Origin of the sequence: Nitrospirillum iridis (assembly GCF_014205765.1) — a bacterium.
GTDB lineage: Bacteria > Pseudomonadota > Alphaproteobacteria > Azospirillales > Azospirillaceae > Nitrospirillum > Nitrospirillum iridis.
In genome coordinates this window covers 245,966-264,089 of sequence record NZ_JACIIZ010000012.1, presented here as the reverse complement: position 1 = coordinate 264,089, position 18,124 = coordinate 245,966, and the positions used below count along the sequence as shown (strand labels likewise).

The 18,124-nt window shown below is 68.5% G+C and carries 18 protein-coding genes; 12 read left to right on the top strand and 6 right to left on the bottom strand.

Annotated features, from left to right (window positions below):
* Positions 1 to 194 precede the first annotated feature (194 nt).
* The 3 genes from FHS74_RS20890 to FHS74_RS20880 all read right to left on the bottom strand — a co-directional run bounded on the left by FHS74_RS20890 (position 195) and on the right by FHS74_RS20880 (position 2,487).
* Positions 195 to 791, bottom strand: coding sequence for a YcbK family protein (locus tag FHS74_RS20890; RefSeq protein WP_184804494.1), 597 nt, complete (start codon positions 789 to 791; stop codon positions 195 to 197).
* A 2-nt stretch (positions 792 to 793) separates the two neighbouring features.
* A complete protein-coding gene (locus FHS74_RS20885) occupies positions 794 to 1,444 on the bottom strand; it encodes a response regulator transcription factor (RefSeq protein WP_246463261.1) in 651 nt (216 codons plus the stop codon).
* Positions 1,445 to 1,602: 158 nt separating this feature from the next.
* Positions 1,603 to 2,487, bottom strand: coding sequence for a hypothetical protein (locus FHS74_RS20880; RefSeq protein WP_184804488.1), 885 nt, complete (start codon positions 2,485 to 2,487; stop codon positions 1,603 to 1,605).
* A 519-nt stretch (positions 2,488 to 3,006) separates the two neighbouring features.
* On the opposite strand from FHS74_RS20880, the gene ribA reads away from it, so the two are divergent.
* The 9 genes from ribA to FHS74_RS20835 all read left to right on the top strand — a co-directional run bounded on the left by ribA (position 3,007) and on the right by FHS74_RS20835 (position 12,503).
* Complete coding sequence (ribA, locus tag FHS74_RS20875; protein WP_184804485.1) at positions 3,007 to 4,173, top strand: GTP cyclohydrolase II; 1,167 nt, start codon at positions 3,007 to 3,009, stop codon at positions 4,171 to 4,173.
* 163 nt (positions 4,174 to 4,336) lie between these two features.
* Positions 4,337 to 6,049: a hypothetical protein gene (locus tag FHS74_RS20870; protein ID WP_184804483.1), complete on the top strand. Its 1,713-nt coding sequence runs from the start codon at positions 4,337 to 4,339 to the stop codon at positions 6,047 to 6,049.
* Between the two features lie 61 nt (positions 6,050 to 6,110).
* Entirely contained in the window at positions 6,111 to 6,671 is a 561-nt protein-coding gene (locus tag FHS74_RS20865) for a L,D-transpeptidase family protein (protein WP_184804480.1), read from the top strand.
* A gap of 10 nt (positions 6,672 to 6,681) precedes the next feature.
* Positions 6,682 to 7,446, top strand: coding sequence for a glycerophosphodiester phosphodiesterase (ugpQ, locus tag FHS74_RS20860; RefSeq protein ID WP_184804477.1), 765 nt, complete (start codon positions 6,682 to 6,684; stop codon positions 7,444 to 7,446).
* Positions 7,447 to 7,659: 213 nt separating this feature from the next.
* Positions 7,660 to 9,057, top strand: coding sequence for an NAD(P)H-dependent flavin oxidoreductase (locus tag FHS74_RS20855; RefSeq protein ID WP_246463260.1), 1,398 nt, complete (start codon positions 7,660 to 7,662; stop codon positions 9,055 to 9,057).
* A gap of 249 nt (positions 9,058 to 9,306) precedes the next feature.
* A complete protein-coding gene (gene irrA / locus FHS74_RS20850) occupies positions 9,307 to 9,753 on the top strand; it encodes an iron response transcriptional regulator IrrA (protein WP_184804474.1) in 447 nt (148 codons plus the stop codon).
* Between the two features lie 194 nt (positions 9,754 to 9,947).
* Positions 9,948 to 10,367 carry a rubrerythrin family protein gene (locus tag FHS74_RS20845; RefSeq protein ID WP_184804471.1) on the top strand — a complete coding sequence of 140 codons (420 nt, stop codon included), beginning with the start codon at positions 9,948 to 9,950 and terminating at the stop codon, positions 10,365 to 10,367.
* Positions 10,368 to 10,478: 111 nt separating this feature from the next.
* Complete coding sequence (locus tag FHS74_RS20840) at positions 10,479 to 11,855, top strand: heterodisulfide reductase-related iron-sulfur binding cluster (RefSeq protein ID WP_184804468.1); 1,377 nt, start codon at positions 10,479 to 10,481, stop codon at positions 11,853 to 11,855.
* 15 nt (positions 11,856 to 11,870) lie between these two features.
* Complete coding sequence (locus FHS74_RS20835) at positions 11,871 to 12,503, top strand: DUF3501 family protein (protein ID WP_184804465.1); 633 nt, start codon at positions 11,871 to 11,873, stop codon at positions 12,501 to 12,503.
* 46 nt (positions 12,504 to 12,549) lie between these two features.
* Here the strand turns inward: FHS74_RS20835 and FHS74_RS20830 are convergent, their stop codons facing one another.
* Together FHS74_RS20830 and FHS74_RS20825 are read right to left on the bottom strand one after the other, a co-directional pair.
* Positions 12,550 to 13,077 carry a hypothetical protein gene (locus tag FHS74_RS20830; protein WP_184804462.1) on the bottom strand — a complete coding sequence of 176 codons (528 nt, stop codon included), beginning with the start codon at positions 13,075 to 13,077 and terminating at the stop codon, positions 12,550 to 12,552.
* A gap of 180 nt (positions 13,078 to 13,257) precedes the next feature.
* Positions 13,258 to 13,722 carry a hypothetical protein gene (locus FHS74_RS20825; protein ID WP_184804459.1) on the bottom strand — a complete coding sequence of 155 codons (465 nt, stop codon included), beginning with the start codon at positions 13,720 to 13,722 and terminating at the stop codon, positions 13,258 to 13,260.
* A 301-nt stretch (positions 13,723 to 14,023) separates the two neighbouring features.
* On the opposite strand from FHS74_RS20825, the gene FHS74_RS20820 reads away from it, so the two are divergent.
* Positions 14,024 to 14,701: an NAD(P)H-binding protein gene (locus FHS74_RS20820; protein ID WP_184804456.1), complete on the top strand. Its 678-nt coding sequence runs from the start codon at positions 14,024 to 14,026 to the stop codon at positions 14,699 to 14,701.
* Positions 14,702 to 14,705: 4 nt separating this feature from the next.
* On the opposite strand, the gene FHS74_RS20815 is transcribed toward FHS74_RS20820, so the two are convergent.
* Positions 14,706 to 15,239, bottom strand: a complete 534-nt coding sequence (locus tag FHS74_RS20815) for a pyridoxamine 5'-phosphate oxidase family protein (RefSeq protein ID WP_184804453.1) — start codon at positions 15,237 to 15,239, stop codon at positions 14,706 to 14,708.
* A gap of 206 nt (positions 15,240 to 15,445) precedes the next feature.
* On the opposite strand from FHS74_RS20815, the gene FHS74_RS20810 reads away from it, so the two are divergent.
* A complete protein-coding gene (locus tag FHS74_RS20810; protein WP_040842565.1) occupies positions 15,446 to 16,150 on the top strand; it encodes a response regulator transcription factor in 705 nt (234 codons plus the stop codon).
* A 135-nt stretch (positions 16,151 to 16,285) separates the two neighbouring features.
* Complete coding sequence (locus FHS74_RS20805; protein ID WP_246463259.1) at positions 16,286 to 18,091, top strand: stimulus-sensing domain-containing protein; 1,806 nt, start codon at positions 16,286 to 16,288, stop codon at positions 18,089 to 18,091.
* The last annotated feature ends 33 nt before the right edge of the window (positions 18,092 to 18,124 follow it).

The following is an 18,124-nucleotide window of genomic DNA, read 5'->3' as shown; positions in this document are numbered from 1 at the left end:
AAACTGTCCCAGCCGTCACATTCTCACCCAAAGCCGCCTGACCAACGGCCACCTCAAACGCGCGCCGCTTTTACACCAGCTTGACGGACGCTATCGAGGGCGGAATCGCCTTTGGGCGTGAAGCTGCTCGCGCAGAGACACAGCTATCGTTTCCAGGATGGGCCCGGGGGTGATCTCCCGGGCCCACTCTTCATCTAACGCGTCGAGTATGTCGCCCAAGTGCGTACGGGCCCCGTATCCACATGGGTATGACCGCTGCCGTCGTAGAAGGCGGCGCCGCCGCGCTGCATGGTCTTGGCGATCTCGGTGATGGCGTCGCCCTTCAGGGCCGGGATGCGGATGTCCGCGGCACGGCCCTGCATGTGGAAGCTCTCGCGGGCCGCGTTGCGGTTGACCTTGACCAGGGCGGCGTTGGTCTCCGGTGAGCGGTAGCCTGAGAGGATGTCCACCTGGGTGCTGGCGGGCAGGCTGGCGCGCAGGATGACACCGCTGATGAAGTCCATCAGCGCCGGGTCGATCTCATGGATCTCGCCCGTACGGCGATCGCGCATGATGCGGGCGACCTCGGCCATGGCGTGGGCGTCATAGGCGCCGTCATGCCAGTACGTGACGTCCACCTTCTCCTTGCTGGGCGGATGCACCAGCACGACGCGGCGGATGGCGGCGGTGTTGGCCGGGGGCAGGTCAGCCTCCGACGGGGCGGTGGGAAAGGGCTTGGGCGTACCACCGCAGGCGGCCAGCGCCAGCAGCAGGCAGGCGAAGGCCGCCCGCGCCAGCCGAACAGGGATCATTTTCATAAGACCAGCCGATATCCGCCGGGTTCGGTCACCAGCAGGACGGCGTTGGCCGGGTCCCGCTCCATCTTCTGCCGCAGGCGGTAGATGTGGGTTTCCAGGGTATGGCTGGCGACACCCTCATTGTAATTCCATACCTGGTCCAGCAGCCGTTCCCGGCTGACGACGGTGCCCTCGGCGCGATGGAGATAGGCCAGGATCTGGGCTTCCTTGTCGGTCAGCCGCGTCTCCACCCCATCGTCGGTGGATCGCAGGGTGCGGGTGAGGGCGCGGAACTCATAGGGTCCAATGCGCAGGATGGTGGCGTCGTCCCCGCCGGTTGGCCGCGCATGCTGGCGCAGCTTGGCGAGCAGGGCGCCGATGCGGAAGGGCTTGACCAGACGGTCGCTGCACCCGGCCACGTCCGCTTCCCCCTCGGCCGCCATCAGCAGGATGGGGCAGTCGGTTCCCGCCTCGCGCAAGGCGGCGCAGACGGCGCTTCCTTCCATGTCCGGCAGGCGGCTGGCCAGCAGGATGGCGTCGAACCAGTGCGACCGCGCGGCGGCCAGGGCCGCGGCGCCGTCGCCGGCGAGGTGCACGTCGAACTCTTCCAGGGCCGTCAGCTGCTCAGCCAGAAGGTGGCGCAGCGTTTCGTCATCCTCAATCAGCAAGAGCTTTTTGGCGCCTGGGGTCGTCATCGGCCTGGACTAAACGGGGGGAGGCGGAAGGGGCTTTCAGCCGCCTTCTTACCATGGGGGCGGATTGTTCGCACGGCTGTCGGTGCCCGGCCGGTCGGTATACGGCTGTCGGACGGCGTCGTCGAAGGGCCTCACCGCCGCGCCAGGATGTCGGCATGACCGACGGTCAGCTCCGCCCTGGTGACGGCGTCCCGGCGCCGTTCCCGCCAGGCGGCGATGTGGTCGCTCATGGCGGGATCGTGGGCTTCAGCCTGGGACGCCAGAAGGTCCACCAGGTCCAGGTGGGCCTGGCGCGACCGTACCCCTGACAACCGCCAGTCCGACCGGGCGCCATCCAGGCGATAGCCCGCGGCTTCCAGCTTGGCCACCAGCGCGGTGGCGGCCTGATCGCCCAGTGGGGGGCCGAAGCCGAAGTCGCGCCGGGCGGCCGCAGCGGCCAGTTCCAGCACCATGCCGTCGTCCGGATCCTCGGGACGCCACAGCATGCGCCCGTCCTGCACACAGGTGGCCAGCACTGGTGGCAGGCCGCTGGCCGTCAGTTCGATAACGAAATGATCAAGCCATTCCGCCGAGATGCGGTCGAAAAACGCGTTGCCCGCCACACCGTCATGGCGCTGGATGCCCAGATCGTGCAGGTCGGTCGACATGTCCTGCTGAACCAAGGTCAGGCGGCTGCGCATGTCGTCGCCGAACAGGACCAGTTCCCCCACCGTGCCATCCGCCGTGGTGCGGCTCATGCCCCAACCCAGTTCATGGGCCCAACGCTGCATGCGCTCCGCCACGCCGCCCAGGATGGCGGCGTCGGTGTCCATCAGCGTCCAATCCTGGATCATGCGCCCCAGGCGGGGCAGCAGATGGCGGACATTGGCGCCCAGCCCGGCGCCCAGGTCCAGGATGTGGGGCCGGGATGGCACCATGCGGGCGAATTCCCAGGCCAGTTCGATGGCCCGCGCCCGGTCGTCCAGCGGTTCGCGCAGGGCGTGCCAGTCACGGCTCATGACCTGCGGCTGGATCATGCGCGCCCCTCCCCGGCAACGCCGCACAGGGGCGGCGGACTGGCGGGCCGGGACGGGGTGACGGGGCGGGCCGGGGTTGGGGCACGGAACATCCGTGTTGGGTCCTGAAGTAACGGGGCCAGCGCGCCGGCCGGAAACGGATGAAAAGAGCGAATGGAGCAGTATTTCGTCCGGTGGTTGCCTGGTGCCGACCGCTGCGGCCCGGTCACCCATCGTCAAGAAATACAACTGGTACTGTGGTATCTTTGGTCGGCAAAAGCCATGGTGCTATGGGTCATATCCCCGGTGTGATTTGCGCGGGACGGGACGATCCCCTCCCTCCCGGGCCACCCCCGGTGGTCTAGGTCCCATGCAACGCTTGCGCTTTCCCCTCCACCCCGGGGACCGATACCGTGGCCGCCACGCGGGACGGGCCTTCAGGGCCGGCTTGCGCCGAGCGGGGGAAATGACCATCTGCTGCCCTACGCCCTTTTTTCCGCATTGCTCTCTTTCTTTTCGCGCCGCCTTGGATGTCCCCGCATGTCGCTCGCCGCTGAACCGATTTCGCCCTTGCTGCGGACCGCCAGCCGGTCCGTCCAGCGCGCGCTGTCCGAACTGCGGCGCGGCGATCTGGTGCTGCTGCGCGGGTCGGATGGGCGCGCCCTGTTGCTGCGCGCCGCCGAAATGGCGGACGCCCCCTCCCTTGCCCTGGTGCGCCAGGCCGCGGCCCAGGCGGGCGGCGCCGAACCCGCCCTGGTGGTGACGGACAAGCGCGCGCTGGCCGCCGGTGTGCTGGCCGCCGCCGTCGACCCCGCCCAGGCCGATCCCATGGGCGCCGTCGCGGTGGTCATCGCCCCGGCCCAGGGGCTGACGCCCGATCTGGTGCGCCTGCTGGCCGATCCCACCCGGCCCGGCCCGGCGGCGCTGGCGCCGGCGGCCACGGTACGGCCCTGGCCGTCGGCGGAGGGCGAGGCCTTGCAGCTGGTCAAATTGGCGCGTCTGCTGCCCGCGATCGTCGCGGCGGAGGTGCCGGCTGCCCGCGCCGCCGAGGTGGCGGAACGCCATGACGTGCTGACCGTGAAGGGCGCCGACGTCCAGGCCTACCAGGCGGCGGGCGAGGCCAGCCTGCGCCAAGTGGTGGAGGCGGCGGTGCCGCTGCTGGATGCGGAGGATACGCGGCTCATCGCCTTCCGCGCCCCCGATGGCGGGGTTGAGCATCTGGCCATCCTGATCGGCAACCCGGACCCGGCGCGGCCGGTGCTGGCCCGCCTGCATTCCGAATGCTTCACCGGCGACCTGCTGGGATCGTTGCGGTGCGATTGCGGCGCCCAACTGCGTGGCGCCATCCGGGAGATCGCCGCGCAGGGCAGCGGCGTGGTGCTGTACCTGGCCCAGGAAGGCCGCAACATCGGCCTTATGAACAAGCTGCGCGCCTACCGCCTGCAGGATGCCGGCGCCGACACGGTCGATGCCAACCTGATGGTGGGCTTCGAGGCGGACGAGCGTACCTACCTGCCGGCCGCCACCATGCTGAAGGCCCTGGGCTTCACCAGCGTCCGCCTGATGACCAACAACCCGGACAAGCTGGCGCAGCTGGCCCGGTGGGGTGTGCAGGTGGTGGACCGCGTTCCCCACATCTTCCCCGCCAACGGCCATAACATCGCCTATTTGCGCACCAAGGCGGAAAAGGCCGGTCATCTGCTGTGAGGGCAGGGGCGTGCCGCCCCCGCGAAATCCGGCAGATGCCGCCCGGTTGAATCTGCCGATGGGATGGGGGCGTTGGGTGGGGGGCACTCTAACCCTATGGAATATATAGGACCTTAGACTGGCATATCGCTTGCTTTAGGGGGTGGGTGCAGGAGAAAGCCCCATGACCCCCAGCGTCCAGTCTGCCCTGTCGTCGCCCTACCCCGATCCCGCCCTCACGGCGGGCAACGCCACGGCCGCGTCCGCCGGCCAGGGGACGGCGTCGGGCGACTTCCAGGACCAGTTGGGCCAACAGGTCGCCCAGCAGGCGACGGCGCAGGCCGGCACGCTGCCGGGGCAGGCCGGGGCGGCGTTGACCGCCGCCAAGGCGACCAAGGACAACCACATGTCCTTCTGGGACGTCGTGGATATCATCAACCCCCTGCAGCACATCCCCGTCGTCAGCACCCTCTACCGGGAGATCACGGGCGACACCATCAAGGCGCCGGCCAAGATCCTGGGCGGGCTGCTCTATGGCGGCCCCATCGGCATGGCGCTCGCCACCGGCGACGCCATCGTCGAGGAGGAGACGGGCGAGGATGTCGGCGGCCATGTCATGGACGCCCTGGGCCTGGGCCATCATCACAAGGTCGGCCAGGTCACGGCCGAGCCGGAGGACGATGACGGCGGCAAGGGCCGGTCCGGTGGCCGGCCGCAGCCGGAACCCGACAAGGCCCCCACGGCCGACCGTGCCCCGGTGCCGACCGTCGAATCCATGGTTCTGGAACCGCAGGTGCCCGGGGCCGCGCCGGTCCTGGCCGCCACCTCGGCGCCCAACCCAGGCCAATCCGCGACCGGCCAGCCAGCACCCGGGCAGATGGTGCGGACCGGTTCCGTCCCCGCCGGCTCGGTGCCGGGCTTGGCCACGCCGGCCGGCGCGCTGAGGGCCCAGGGTCAGGCCTTCCCCAACCTGGCGGCCGTCCCGGCCATGGCGGTGAACGCCCCATCGCCGGGCAACCCCACCCAGGCGCTGGCCCAGCAGGCCAGCCAGGTGACCAATGCCGCCCAGGCGATGGCGCAGGCCGCCAATGCCGCCGCCAACATCGGCGTGGGCACCCAATCCATGCCCACCGGCGCCGCGCCGCAGTTGATGCCGGCGCAGGCCGCCGCCATGGCGGCGGCGGCCAACCCCGCCTCCAGCAACTCCAACGGCGCCGGGACGCATCTGGGCCAGAAGCAGGCGGCCCACGGCCTGACGCTGTCCAACTATCGCGCCATGGCGGGGGCCGGTGCCGGCGCACCCACCAGCCGCACGCTGGTCGCGCCCAGTTATATCCAGAACATCAAGTCCACCGCTGGTGCCTCGCCGGCCCAGGCGGCCGTTCCGACCCAGTCTGTCGCGACGGCGGCCCGTCCCGTCGCATCCGCCCAGCCGTTCCAGGCCGTGGTGCCGCCGGCGACCGCCGCCACCTCCCACCCGGCCATGATCCAGCTGATGGACGGCGGCGGCGTGGCGGCCGACCAGCGCACGACCACGGTGCCCCAGGCCATCCAGGCCTACAACAACGCCATGGGCCAGGACACCGCCACCCTGCTGGCCCAGGCCACCGCCGCCTCGGCCAGCATCAACGGTTCCCCGGCCCCCATGGGGGCCAGTGCCCAGCCGCCGTCACCGCAGTGGAGCCCGTCCCAGCCCGCCGCCGGCGGCACCCTGTCGGCCAGCGCCGTGCCGCCCGCCGGCTCGCCCGGGGCCACCACCCCGCAGAACGGTGCCACCGTCATCAGCAACGCCAGTGGCGGCCCGCCGCCGTTGCCCAAGCAGTTCATCGCCGACATCATGATGGCCAACCTCGCCAAGTATCAGGCGATGAAGGACGCCCAGGCGGCGGCCCACTGATTGATCGGGGGCCTCTCGAACAGGGATCCCAGCGGGGTGCCGTCCGGGCTATAGAAGGGGGATGGACATCCATCTGATCCCCGATCCCGCTTTCCCAAGGCCCGTCCCGCCCGGTTCCGGCGTCGGCCACCGCCTGCGCTGGCGGGATGGGGACGGCCGGGTTCACGAGGCGCCCTGCGTCATCGGCCGCGGTGGCGTCATCCAGGACAAGCGGGAAGGGGACGGGGGCACGCCCGTGGGCCGCTTCGCCCTGCGCCGGGTGCTCTACCGTCCCGACCGCGAGCCGCCCCCGGCGACCGCCTTGCCGGTGGCCGTCCTCACGCCTGGGGACGGTTGGTGCGACGATCCCGCCCATGGCGACTACAATCGGCCGGTGGCCCTGCCTTTCCCCGCCGGCCATGAGGTGATGTGGCGGGACGATACCGTCTACGACATCGTCGTGGTGCTGGGACACAACGACGATCCGCCGGTGCCGGGCTGGGGCAGCGCCATCTTCATGCACCTGGTGCGCCCCGACCGCGCCGCCACCGCCGGCTGCGTCGCCCTGGACCGGGGCGATCTGCGGCTGCTGCTGTCCCACTGCCAGCCGGGGGACCGGCTGTGCGTGCCCGTTTCCGACTAAGGACCGACCCATGAGCGATTTCACGGCGGACATCCTTCCCCTGGGGCCCTTGCCCCGCCTCATCGGCCACCGGGGTGCCGCCCGTCACGCGCCGGAGAACACGTTGGCCGGCATCCGCATGGCCGCGGCGCAGGGCGCCAAATGGGTGGAGGTGGATGTCAAGCTGACGGCCGATCTGGTGCCGGTGCTGCTGCATGACGACACGCTGGACCGCACCACCGACGGCAAGGGCCCGGCCAAGGACCTGGAGCTAGGGGCGATGCGCCGCCTGGACGCCGGTTCCTGGTTCTCCCCCGCCTTCCGGGGGGAAAGGGTGCCGACGCTGGTGGAGGTCATCCAGCTGGTACTGGCCCTTGACCTCGGCATCAACCTGGAGATCAAGCCCTGCCCGGGGCGGGAGGAGGAAACGGCCGGCGTGGCGTTGACGCTGGCTTATTCCCTTTGGCCGGATGACCGGCCACCGCCCCTGGTCTCTTCCTTCGCCGACGCGTCGCTGGACATGGCGCGCCAGGTGGTGCCGCGCTGGCCGCTGGGCTATCTCATCGATCGCCGCCCGGCCAACTGGCGCCAGCGGGTGGAGCAACTGAATGTGTCCACCATCAACGTCAACGCCCGCCGGGAGGACGCCGCCAGCATTCGGGAGTATAAGACCACTGGGCGGCCCGTTCTGGCCTATACGGTCAACACGGTGCCCGTGGCGCGGGAGGTGCTGGGCTGGGGGGTGTCGTCGGTATTCACCGACACGCCCAGCGGGCTGGCGGAAATCGCGGGCTGAGCGACAGGAAAAACATCAGGTGCAGCCCGCGTTACGCGGATGAGGGCTCTTTCGCCCGGCCCGGTTTTCCTATATCCAGCCTGCGGCATGTTAGCGGCCGCCCGCCGCGACCCTATATGTATTGGGGGCCCGACCATCTCGATTGAACCCCCTCCCCGTTCGGAGGCTGGGGGTTCAGCTGTTGGCGAAGGCCCGGTTTGCAGGAGAAGCGAGTTGAAGGCGCTGCGGCCCTTGGTGATGTCCGGTAAGGAAGTGTTGCCCGTCGTCGAGGGCGGCAAAGGCATTTCCGTATCCAACGGCGAAAGCTCCGGCGCGTGGGCGTCGGCCGGCGGCGTGGGCACCTTCTCCGGCGTCAACGCCGATGCCTATGACGAGAATGGCCAGCTGATTCCCCAGCTCTATCACGGCAGGACCCGCCGCGAGCGGCATGAGGAGCTGATCGCCCATTCCATCCGGGGCGGCATCTACCAGGCCCGCGTCGCGCATGAGACGGCCGGCGGCGAAGGCCGCATCCACATGAACGTGCTGTGGGAAATGGCGGCGGCCGAGCAGATCCTGCACGGTGTGCTGGAAGGGTCCAAGGGCCTGATCCACGGCATCACCTGCGGCGCCGGCATGCCCTACCGCGTCGCCGAGATCGCGGTGAAGCACGGCGTCTATTACTACCCCATCGTCTCGTCCGCCCGCGCCTTCCGTGCCCTGTGGCTGCGCGCCTACAACAAGTTCCGGGATTTCCTGGGCGGCGTGGTCTACGAGGACCCGTGGCTGGCCGGCGGCCACAACGGCCTGTCCAACAGCGAGGACCCCTTGAAGCCGGAGGATCCCTATCCCCGCGTCAAGGCCCTGCGCGAGATGATGAACAGCTTCGGCCTGCACGACACCCCCATCCTCATGGCGGGCGGCGTGTGGTGGCTGTCGGAATGGGAGCACTGGCTGGACAACCCCGAGATCGGGCCCATCGGCTTCCAGTTCGGCACCCGCCCGCTGCTGACCCGGGAGAGCCCCATCTCGGACGCGTGGAAGCAGCGCCTGCTGACGCTGAAGCCGGGTGACGTCTACCTCAACCACTTCTCCCCCACCGGCTTCTATTCCTCGGCCGTCAGCAATCCCTTCCTGGAAGAGCTGAAGGGCCGGGCGGAACGCCAGGTGGCCTATTCGGTGGAGCCGGTGGGCGACCTGACGGCGGAATTCCAGGTGGGGCCGCGCGGCCGCCCGGTCTACCTGACCGAGCATGACCGCGAGCGCGCCCAAGGCTGGGTGGCCGCCGGCCACACCAACGCGCTGAAGACCCCCGACACCACCCTGATCTTCGTCGACCAGGCCACGTCCGACGTCATCCGCAAGGATCAGGTCGATTGCATGGGCTGCCTGTCGGCCTGCAACTTCTCCAACTGGGCGCAGAACGAGGAAGGCACGACCGGCCGCAAGGCCGACCCGCGCTCCTTCTGCATTCAGAAGACCCTGCAGAACATCAGCCATTCCGAGGATGTCGAGCATCAACTGATGTTCGCCGGCCACAACGCCTACCGCTTCGGCCAGGACCCCTGGTACCAGAACGGCTTCGTGCCGACGGTGAAGCAGTTGGTGGAGCGGATCGCCACCGGATACTGAGCGCGAAGCGCGGCCGGGGTACGGCCCGGAACGGGATGGGAAAGGGGGCCGGCGTCGGCCCCCTTTTCATGTGTGCGCAGGTCCGCCCATCGGCTGGAACGTGAACGATGCCGCGTTCCAACCTTTTCCCCAGGCGCAGTCCAGGCCAGCGCCTTTAAATCTGGATTCATTCCAACTTTCATGGCTCAATAGCGGAAATCCTGGAGGTTCGGGTCTTCCGATCCCCTGTTTCTTGCCCATATGCAGATCATGACCGTGCACCCGACCACCGCCCCCATCCCCGTTGAGGACTCCGGCGTCCAGGCGACCGATCGTCTGGCCCGCGCGGGTCTGCGCCCCACCCGTCAGCGCGTGGCCCTGGCCAAGCTGCTGTTCGACGGGCAGGACCGCCACGTGACGGCGGAACAGCTGCATGGCGAGGCGTCGACCGCCGACATGCGGGTGTCGCTGGCCACCGTCTACAACACCCTGCACCAGTTCACCGAGGCCGGTCTGCTGCGCGAGGTGGTGGTGGAGGCCGGGCGCTCCTATTTCGACACCAACATGTCGGACCATCACCACTTCTTCTTCGAAGGCAACGGCCATCTGATCGACATCCCGGGCGATTCCCTGGCCGTCAGCGGCCTGCCCGATGCGCCGCTCGGTACCCGCGTGGCCCGGGTGGATGTCATCATCCGCCTCAGCAGCGGCGCTTGATCAGACGCCTTGCGGGACACCGGGCGTCACCGTCCGGCGCTTGGGCGGGTCCCCCCCTTTCGCGCCGCAACAGTTTAGAATTTCTCTAGGCGATTTGCCCTGACGCGCCCGCCGTGGCATGATCAGGCGGGTGACAAGGCCGCCCCAGACGGCCGCCGCCGGCCGCGCACACCCTGTCATGGAGGACTTTTCCCATGTCGCTCAAGGGCACCAAGACCGAAAGCAATCTCAAGGAAGCGTTTTCGGGCGAAAGCCAGGCCAATCGCCGCTATCTCTACTTCGCCCAGAAGGCCGACGTCGAAGGGTACAATGATGTCGCCGCCGTGTTCCGCTCCACCGCCGAAGGCGAAACCGGCCATGCCCACGGCCATCTGGAATTCCTGGAAGAGGTGGGCGACCCCGCCACGGGCGAACCGATCGGGTCCACCGACCTGAACCTGAAGGCCGCCATCGCCGGTGAGACGCACGAGTACACCGACATGTACCCCGGCATGGCCCGCACCGCCCGGGAAGAGGGTTTCGACGAAATCGCCGACTGGTTCGAGACGCTGGCCAAGGCGGAGAAAAGCCACGCCGGCCGCTTCCAGAAGGCGCTGGATCAGCTGGACGCCTGACCGACGCGTTGGGCTGGTGGCCGGCCCCGGCCACCGCCCATCGACGCCGTATCATCCCCTTGCCCTATCCCGACGCGGGCCCTCAGGGCGGGCGTCGGCGGAGGTGCGTCGATGCGCGAAGGCAGCCTGGAGGCGCCGGTCCGCCATCCGGTGGACTGGCGGAATCCCGATTTCCATGACGAGGATCTGCTGGATGCGGAGATGCGGCGCGTCTTCGACGTCTGTCATGGCTGCCGCCGCTGCTTCAACCTGTGTGACAGCTTCCCCCGCCTGTTCGACCTGGTGGATCACGCCCCGTCGGAGGGGCTGGACACGGTCGACAGCAAGGATTTCGCCCGGGTGGTGGAGGCCTGCACGCTGTGCGACATGTGCTTCCTGACCAAATGCCCCTATGTGCCGCCGCATCCCTTCAACCTGGATTTCCCCCACCTGATGCTGCGCTATCGTGCGGTGCGGGCGCGGAAGGTCGGCGTGCCGCTCGCCGTCGACCAGATGACCCGCACCGACCGCAATGGCCGGCTGGCGGGCAAGGTGGCGTCGCTGGTCAACTGGGCGACCTCCACCAGCAACAAGGCGACGCGGGGCGTGATGGAGACGGTGGCCGGCATCGACGCCGCCGCCCGCCTGCCCAAGTTCCATGGCCGAACCTTCGTCATGCGGGCCCGGGACGACCCGCCGGCCCTTAACCCGGCCGGCCCCGCCGCGGGTCGCAAGGCCGTGTTCTACGCCACCTGCTTCGTCAACTATAACAACCCGGCCATCGGCCTGGCGGCGCAATCCATCCTGGCCCACAACGGGGTTGAGACGGCGGTGGCCTATCCCGGCTGCTGCGGCATGCCCCAGCTGGAGCAGGGCCGCATCGCCCAGGTGGTGGAAAAGGCCGGCCTGGTCGCCCGCCACCTGGGCGGCTGGATCGACCGCGGCTATGACGTGGTGGCCCTGGTGCCGTCCTGCGCCCTGATGCTGAAGGCGGAATGGCCGCACCTGGTGCCCGCCGACCATCCGGACCGTGCGGCCGTGGAACGCCTGTCCAGGGCGACCTTCGACATCGCCGAATATATCGTCGACATCGCCCAGAAGGAGGGGCTGGCCCCCGGCCTGCGCCCCTTGCCGGGGGGTGTCACCCTGCATGTCGCCTGCCATGCGCGGGCGCAGAACATGGGTCGGAAGGCGGCGGAGATGCTGCGTCTGATCCCCAAGGACGCCGAGGGCGGGAAGATGGGCCCCGCCGACCTGAAGGTGGTGGAACGCTGTTCCGGACACGGCGGCAGTTGGGGCATCATGAAGGGCAACTTCGATACCGCGCTGAAGATCGGTAAGCCGGTCGCGGCCCAGGCGGTCAAGAACGCCACGCATTTCGTGGCGTCGGAATGCCCGCTGGCGGGCGACCACATCCGTCAGGGGATGGAGCGGCTGGATCCGGCGCGGGCGGCGGCGGTGGAACAGCTGCATCCCGTTGAAATCTTCGCCCGGGCCTATGGGCTGTAGGGAGTCTGGACACAGATGTCACAAGAGAATGTCGCCCTGACCCCGGACACCCAGACCAGGCCGCGACGGCACGCCATCGGCCGGGATGACATCATGCCGATGGCGGAGTACGGCCGCGTGCGCGTCGATCGCCGGCGGGCCCTGGTGGCGGTGAAGCGCAATCGCCGCCTGTCGGTCGGACCTTACGCCACCTTCCACTTCGAGAATTACGAGACCATGTGGTCCCAGGTGCATGAGATGCTGTTCATCGAACGTGGCGGCGAGGCCCAGATCGACGATGAACTCCGCGCCTACAACCCGTTGATCCCCAAGGGGCGGGAACTGGTGGCCACCGTCATGTTCGAGATCGACGATCCCCTGCGGCGCAAGGCGTTGCTGGGGCGGTTGGGTGGGGTGGAGAACACCCTGTGGCTGGAGTTCGAGGGGCAACGGGTGCAAGGCGTGCCCGAGGCCGATCTCGACCGCACGACGGCGGCGGGCAAGGCATCCAGCGTCCAGTTCGTCCACTTTCCCTTCACCGACGCCCAGGCGGCAGTGTTCGCCCGGCCGGGTGTCCGGGTGGTGGTGGGCATCGATCATGAGCAGTATCCGCATATGACGGTGATGCCCGATGTCGTGCGCGCGGCGTTGGTGGGGGATTTCGATTAGGGCGGATCGCCCAAAGGCGGGATCCGGATGGTCATCTGGGCGGCTTTCAGCCGGGATGACGGGCGGGCTGGCCTGACGGCGCCTGGAAGGCCGGGGGAGGGGGAACCGATGCCGCCCGCGCCGGGACTGGACCGGTCTTGGGACCGTTGGCGTGGGGGGGCATTCCACCTGGGGCCGTCGTCAACGGCACCGCCGTCCGCGGGGCGATCGCGGAAACCGTTTCCGCCCCCTGCGGCGCCAGCCGCAGACGCAGCACGATGTAGAGCGCCAGCAAGCCCAGCAACGGGCCCATCAGGACCAGGCTGACCCCCCAGGCCAGCAGGAAAGCCCCAGCCTTCAGGTCCAGTAGGGGCATCGCCAGGGTGGTGGCGCCGTAGACCGCCAGTTCCGATCCGCAAAAGACCATCACCAGACTGACCCAGCCGAAGACCGGCACATCGTCCGCCCCCTGCTCCGCCCCCTGATCCGCCGACGATCCGGCGGGCGGAGCGCCCCGGGGGGAGATGCCCATGGGGGAACCCGCCGGGGCATCCACCGGGGCCATACCCGCCGCCATCCGCACGCTATCGTTCATCGGCACCTCCACATTGGATAATTAATACAGTGGATCGCGCTAAAAAACGACTATTAAGGAGTCTCCTTGCAACCAGTTGGCGTGTCAAAAGGGTGGTGACGGCTCCCAAATGGGAGAAGGCGGAATCAAAAAGGCCAGCCCCACCAGGGGCCGGCCTTATACTGTCCCAGTTTCCCGGTGTCAGACGGTTTCCAACGGCCTGCCGGTTCCCGGCCTGGCCGTCCGGACCTTCTCCCGCTGGGGTTTCGCTGGGGCGTCCACCCGGGGGTAGGGGCTTTCCGTATCGAACATCCCGATGCTGCCGGGATCGTAGGGGAACCAGTTGAAGGGGGACCCGTCCGGCTTGTCGTTCGATCCCGGACTGCCCGGGGGCACCGGTGCCAGGCCGAACCCGGAGGGCTTGCCCGGCCGACCTTTGGCCACCGCCTGGTGCAGACCGTAGATCGCCACCAAGCCCAAGGTGGGCCCCAGCACCATCAGGCTGGCCCCCCATGCCAGGATGGCGATATCCATTTTAAGGCCAAGGCCAGGCAGCAAGACCTGGGCGCCGGCGTATACGGCCAGTTCGGACATGCCGAAAACCAGGCCAAGGCCGATCGCGTTGAAAGCAGGCACATCCTGAAGGATCTGAGCGTCCTTTTTCATCGTCGCCTCCCTACTTTATTACAGGAATGATGCGCTCACTTTTCCAATTCCGCCACTACCCATTTGGACGTCTGGAATAGACTCTTGAAGTCTTTCGCAGGTGCGAAATAAACCCTGGGCAGGGCGCCGCCTCTTTCCTTAACGCCCGCATCCCGTGCGAAAGGCGGCCGCGATAAATCGGAACCACAGCCGGCTCTCGCTGAGTCCGTCCGCGAGTAGCTTCACGTGCGAAGGCGATTCCGCCTTCGCGTGATCTCCTCTAAGGTCCCCGCGAATGTGCGTTTCCGGAGATGGCAGGGTTATGGATCAGGCGGCGGGTTTGCGGGTTTTGCTGGCGGGCGGAACGGGTCTGGTGGGCGCGCACGCCCTGACGATGCTGCTGGCGTCGCCCAAGGTTGCGCAGGTGGTCAGCCTGGTGCGCCGACCGACCGGGCAACAGCATCCCAAGCTGCTGGAACTGGTGGTGGACTTCGCCACCTTGGTCGCCCTGCCGCCGGATGTGCGCGTGGACGCCGTGCTATGCGCCCTGGGCACCACCCGCAAGGACGCCGGCAGCGACACCGCCTTCCAGGACGTGGACCTGAAATACGTGGTGGCGGTGGCCAAGGCGGCCCGCAAGGCCGGGGCGACCTTTTTCGGCGGCGTCTCCTCCGTCGGCGCCGACTCGACCTCCCGTCGCCTGTATCTGAAGACCAAGGGCATGATGGAGGATTACGTGACCACGCTGGACTTCACCTCCCGCCACTTCCTGCGCCCTTCGCTGCTGCTGGGCGCGCGCACCCAGGACCGGCCGCTGGAACGCTTCTTCCAGGCGCTGGCCCCCGTGATCGGCCCCTTCCTGGGTGGCCGGTTGGAAAAGTACCGCCCCATCCCGGCCAAGGTGGTGGCCGCCGCCTTGGTCACGACGGCCAGCCAGCCCGCCATCGGCGGCGTGCGCACGCATGAGTACAGCGCCATCCGCTCGCTGGCGGGGTTGTAAAGGCCTACGGAGCCAAGTCACCGCTCGCCAGCCAGTGGATGCGGCCGAAGCCCGCCACCAGATGGGCCTGGGCGACGTCCAGCCGCCAGAAGCGGAAGTCGGGGAAGTCGGCATAGAGCGCGGCGGAGGGATGGCGTTCCAGATACAGGGCGCGCGCCGCTTCCGCCTCGGCGCCCGCCAGGGGCGATGCCTGGCCCATGACCGACAGGCGGGGGCCGGTCAGCGGGTTTTCCAGGTTGGCCGTATCCTCGAACAGCAGGGCGGCCCGCCCGTCCTGGCGCAGGTTGCGGGTGTGCAAGGCCAGTTCCGACAGCAGCAGCAGGGGCCGCCCGGCCCCATCCAGCGCCACCAGCACCAGGGACGGATAGGGCCAGCCGGTCGTCGCCGCCGCGTTGTCGTCGGCGGGCGCCACCAGGGTCGCCAGGGTCGCCTGGGCCCGGCCCGTCAGCAGGGCCAGGGCGGCTTGCCGCACCTCCGCCGGGAGGCGGGTGCTGGCGTCTTCGGGCGCCGTCTTGGCGGCGGGGGGTTCGGGGGGCATTGTCACCGGCGTCACTCCACCCATTTCTTTAGGACCCGCTTCTTTGGTACAGGGCCGGCCCCTTGCGGACTATTCCCCAGGGGGCAGGCACGGCTGCATACTTCGCCGTAATCATGCCATAGTGCGGGCCATTCTGGTGAACTGGGGCTGTCCTCCGGCGTTTGGCCGGATGGTGGCCGGGGCAAGTGGGAAGAGGGGAAAACTCCGTGGTTCAGACCATCGCGCTGGTTGACGACGACCGTAACATCCTGACCTCCGTCTCCATCGCGTTGGAGGCGGAAGGGTACGAGGTGCGCACCTATACCGATGGGGACGAGGCCCACCGCGCCTTGAGTTCGCGCCCGGTGGATCTGGCGGTGCTGGACATCAAGATGCCGCGCATGGACGGGATGGAACTGCTGCAGCGCATCCGCCAGAACTCCGCCATGCCGGTGATCTTCCTGACATCCAAGGATGACGAGATCGATGAGTTGCAGGGCCTGCGCATGGGCGCCGACGACTACATCAAGAAGCCCTTCTCCCAGCGGCTGCTGATCGAACGCATCAAGGCCTTGCTGCGGCGTGAGGTGCTGAACGCCGGCGGCGGCAAGGGCACGGCGGAGCCGGGCTCCGTCATGGTGCGGGGCGAACTGGTGCTGGACAACGCCCGCCATTCCTGCACGTGGAAGGGGCAGGAGATCGACCTGACGGTGACGGAATTCCTGCTGGTGAAGGCGCTGGCCCAGCGCCCCGGGCACGTCAAGAGCCGCGACCAGCTGATGGACGCCGCCTATGGCGAGCACATCTATGTGGACGACCGCACCATCGACAGCCATGTGAAGCGCCTGCGCAAGAAGTTCAAGGTGGCCGACGAGGACTTCGCCCAGATCGAAACCCTCTACGGCGTCGGCTACAAATACCGCGACGCCTGAGACCGGCGGACTTCCGCGCCCTGAACCGCCCGGCGGCCGCCGGCGGAAGGGCTGGGCGACAAGGCGGACGGGGAACCGGGGACAAGCCGGGGGGCGGACGCCCCCCGGCGCCTGAGGGAACACTAAGGGTAACCGATGCTGAAGGACATGCTGGCACGGCGCGCGGCCCCCGCCGGGGGGGCCGCGGTGGCGCAAGATGCCGCCGCGGTGGCCCCCGCCGACGCGCGGCGCCCGACCAAGGCCGATGCGGATGCCAATGGCAAGCCCGTGGTGCGCGCCCGCCGCCGCCGCTCCTACGGCGTCATCTCGCCCCTGACGCGGCACATCCTAACGGTCAACCTGCTGGCGTTGGCCCTGCTGCTGTCCGGCCTGCTGTATCTGGAGCGCTATCAGGACTGGCTGGTCCAGCGCCAGCTGGACATCCTGACGACCGAGGCGCGCATCGTCGCCGGCACCTTGGGCGAAAACGCCATGGAGCCCAGCACCGACGAGTTCAACGAGCCCGCCAGCACCTTGTCCTGGACGCTGGCGGCGCAGACCGTGCGTCGTCTGGGCGACACCATCGACACCCGTTTCCGTCTGTACGACACCAAGGGCAAGCTGCAGGCCGACAGCCGGGTGCTGAGCCTGGCCAAGGGCACCCGCGTGCAGATCGAGGAGCTGCCGCCGCTGCCCGACGGCAACCAGCTGACCCAGCTGGGTATCGACCTCTACAACGCCATCGTCCGCGCCCTGCCCACCCGCGACCATCTGCCCGTCTACCAGGAGGGCCGGGCGGCTGACGGCAGCCATTTCCCTGATGTGCAGAAGGCCCTGAACGGCGAGACCGCCAACCATGTCTGGCGCGTCGCCGGCGACGCCGGGAAGCAGGACATGGTGCTGACCGTGGCGGTGCCCATCCAGCGCTACAAGCAGGTGCTGGGCGCGGTGCTGATCAGCCGCAGCGGCTCGGAGATCGACACCGAGGTGCGCGAGTTCCGGGTCAACATCCTGAAGATCTTCGGCGGCGTCTTCATCCTGACCATCCTGATGTCGATCTACCTGGCCAGCACCATCGTGCGCCCCATCCGCCGGCTGGCGGCGGCGGCCGATGACGTGCGCTATGGCCACGGGCGCCAGGCGGTACTGCCCGACTTCTCTAGCCGGCATGACGAGATCGGCGACCTGTCCCAGTCGCTGCGTGCCATGACGTCGGCCCTGTGGGACCGCATGGACGCCATCGAGCGCTTCGCCGCCGACGTGGCGCATGAGATCAAGAACCCGCTGACCTCCATGCGCAGCGCCGTGGAGACGGTGCAGCTGGTGAAGGATGAGACGCGGCTGCGCAAGCTGCTGGGCATCATCGCCGACGATGTCGGCCGTCTGGACCGCCTGATCAGCGACATCTCCAACGCCAGCCGCCTGGACGCGGAGCTGAGCCGGGCGGAGGCCAACTCCGTCGACCTGCGGCGCATGCTGACCATGTTCCAGGACATCCACGAGAACACGCTGGGCGCCAATCCGGAAAAAGGGGAGGAGGATGGGGCGCCGCCGCCGGTGGCGGTGGAGGTGCAGCTGCCCCCCGCCAACCGCAGCCTGGTGGTGCCCGGCATCGAGGGCCGCCTGACCCAGGTGTTCCAGAACCTGCTCTCCAACGCCCTGTCCTTCTCCCCGCCGGGGGGTAAGGTGGTGCTGGCGGCCAAGGTGGCGGGCGACAGGGTGGAGATCACCTGCACCGATGACGGCCCCGGCATTCCCGCCGGCAAGACCGAGGCCATCTTCGACCGCTTCTATACCGAGCGGCCGGCGGGCGAGAAGTTCGGCACCCATTCGGGCCTGGGCCTCTCCATCTCCAAGCAGATCGTCGAGGCCCACAGCGGCCGCATCTTCGCCACCAACCGCACCGACGCGTCAGGCCGGGTGCTGGGTGCCGTGTTCACGGTGCAGTTGCCGCGGGGCTGAGGTCGCTACGCGCAATTAAATTGCCGGATCACG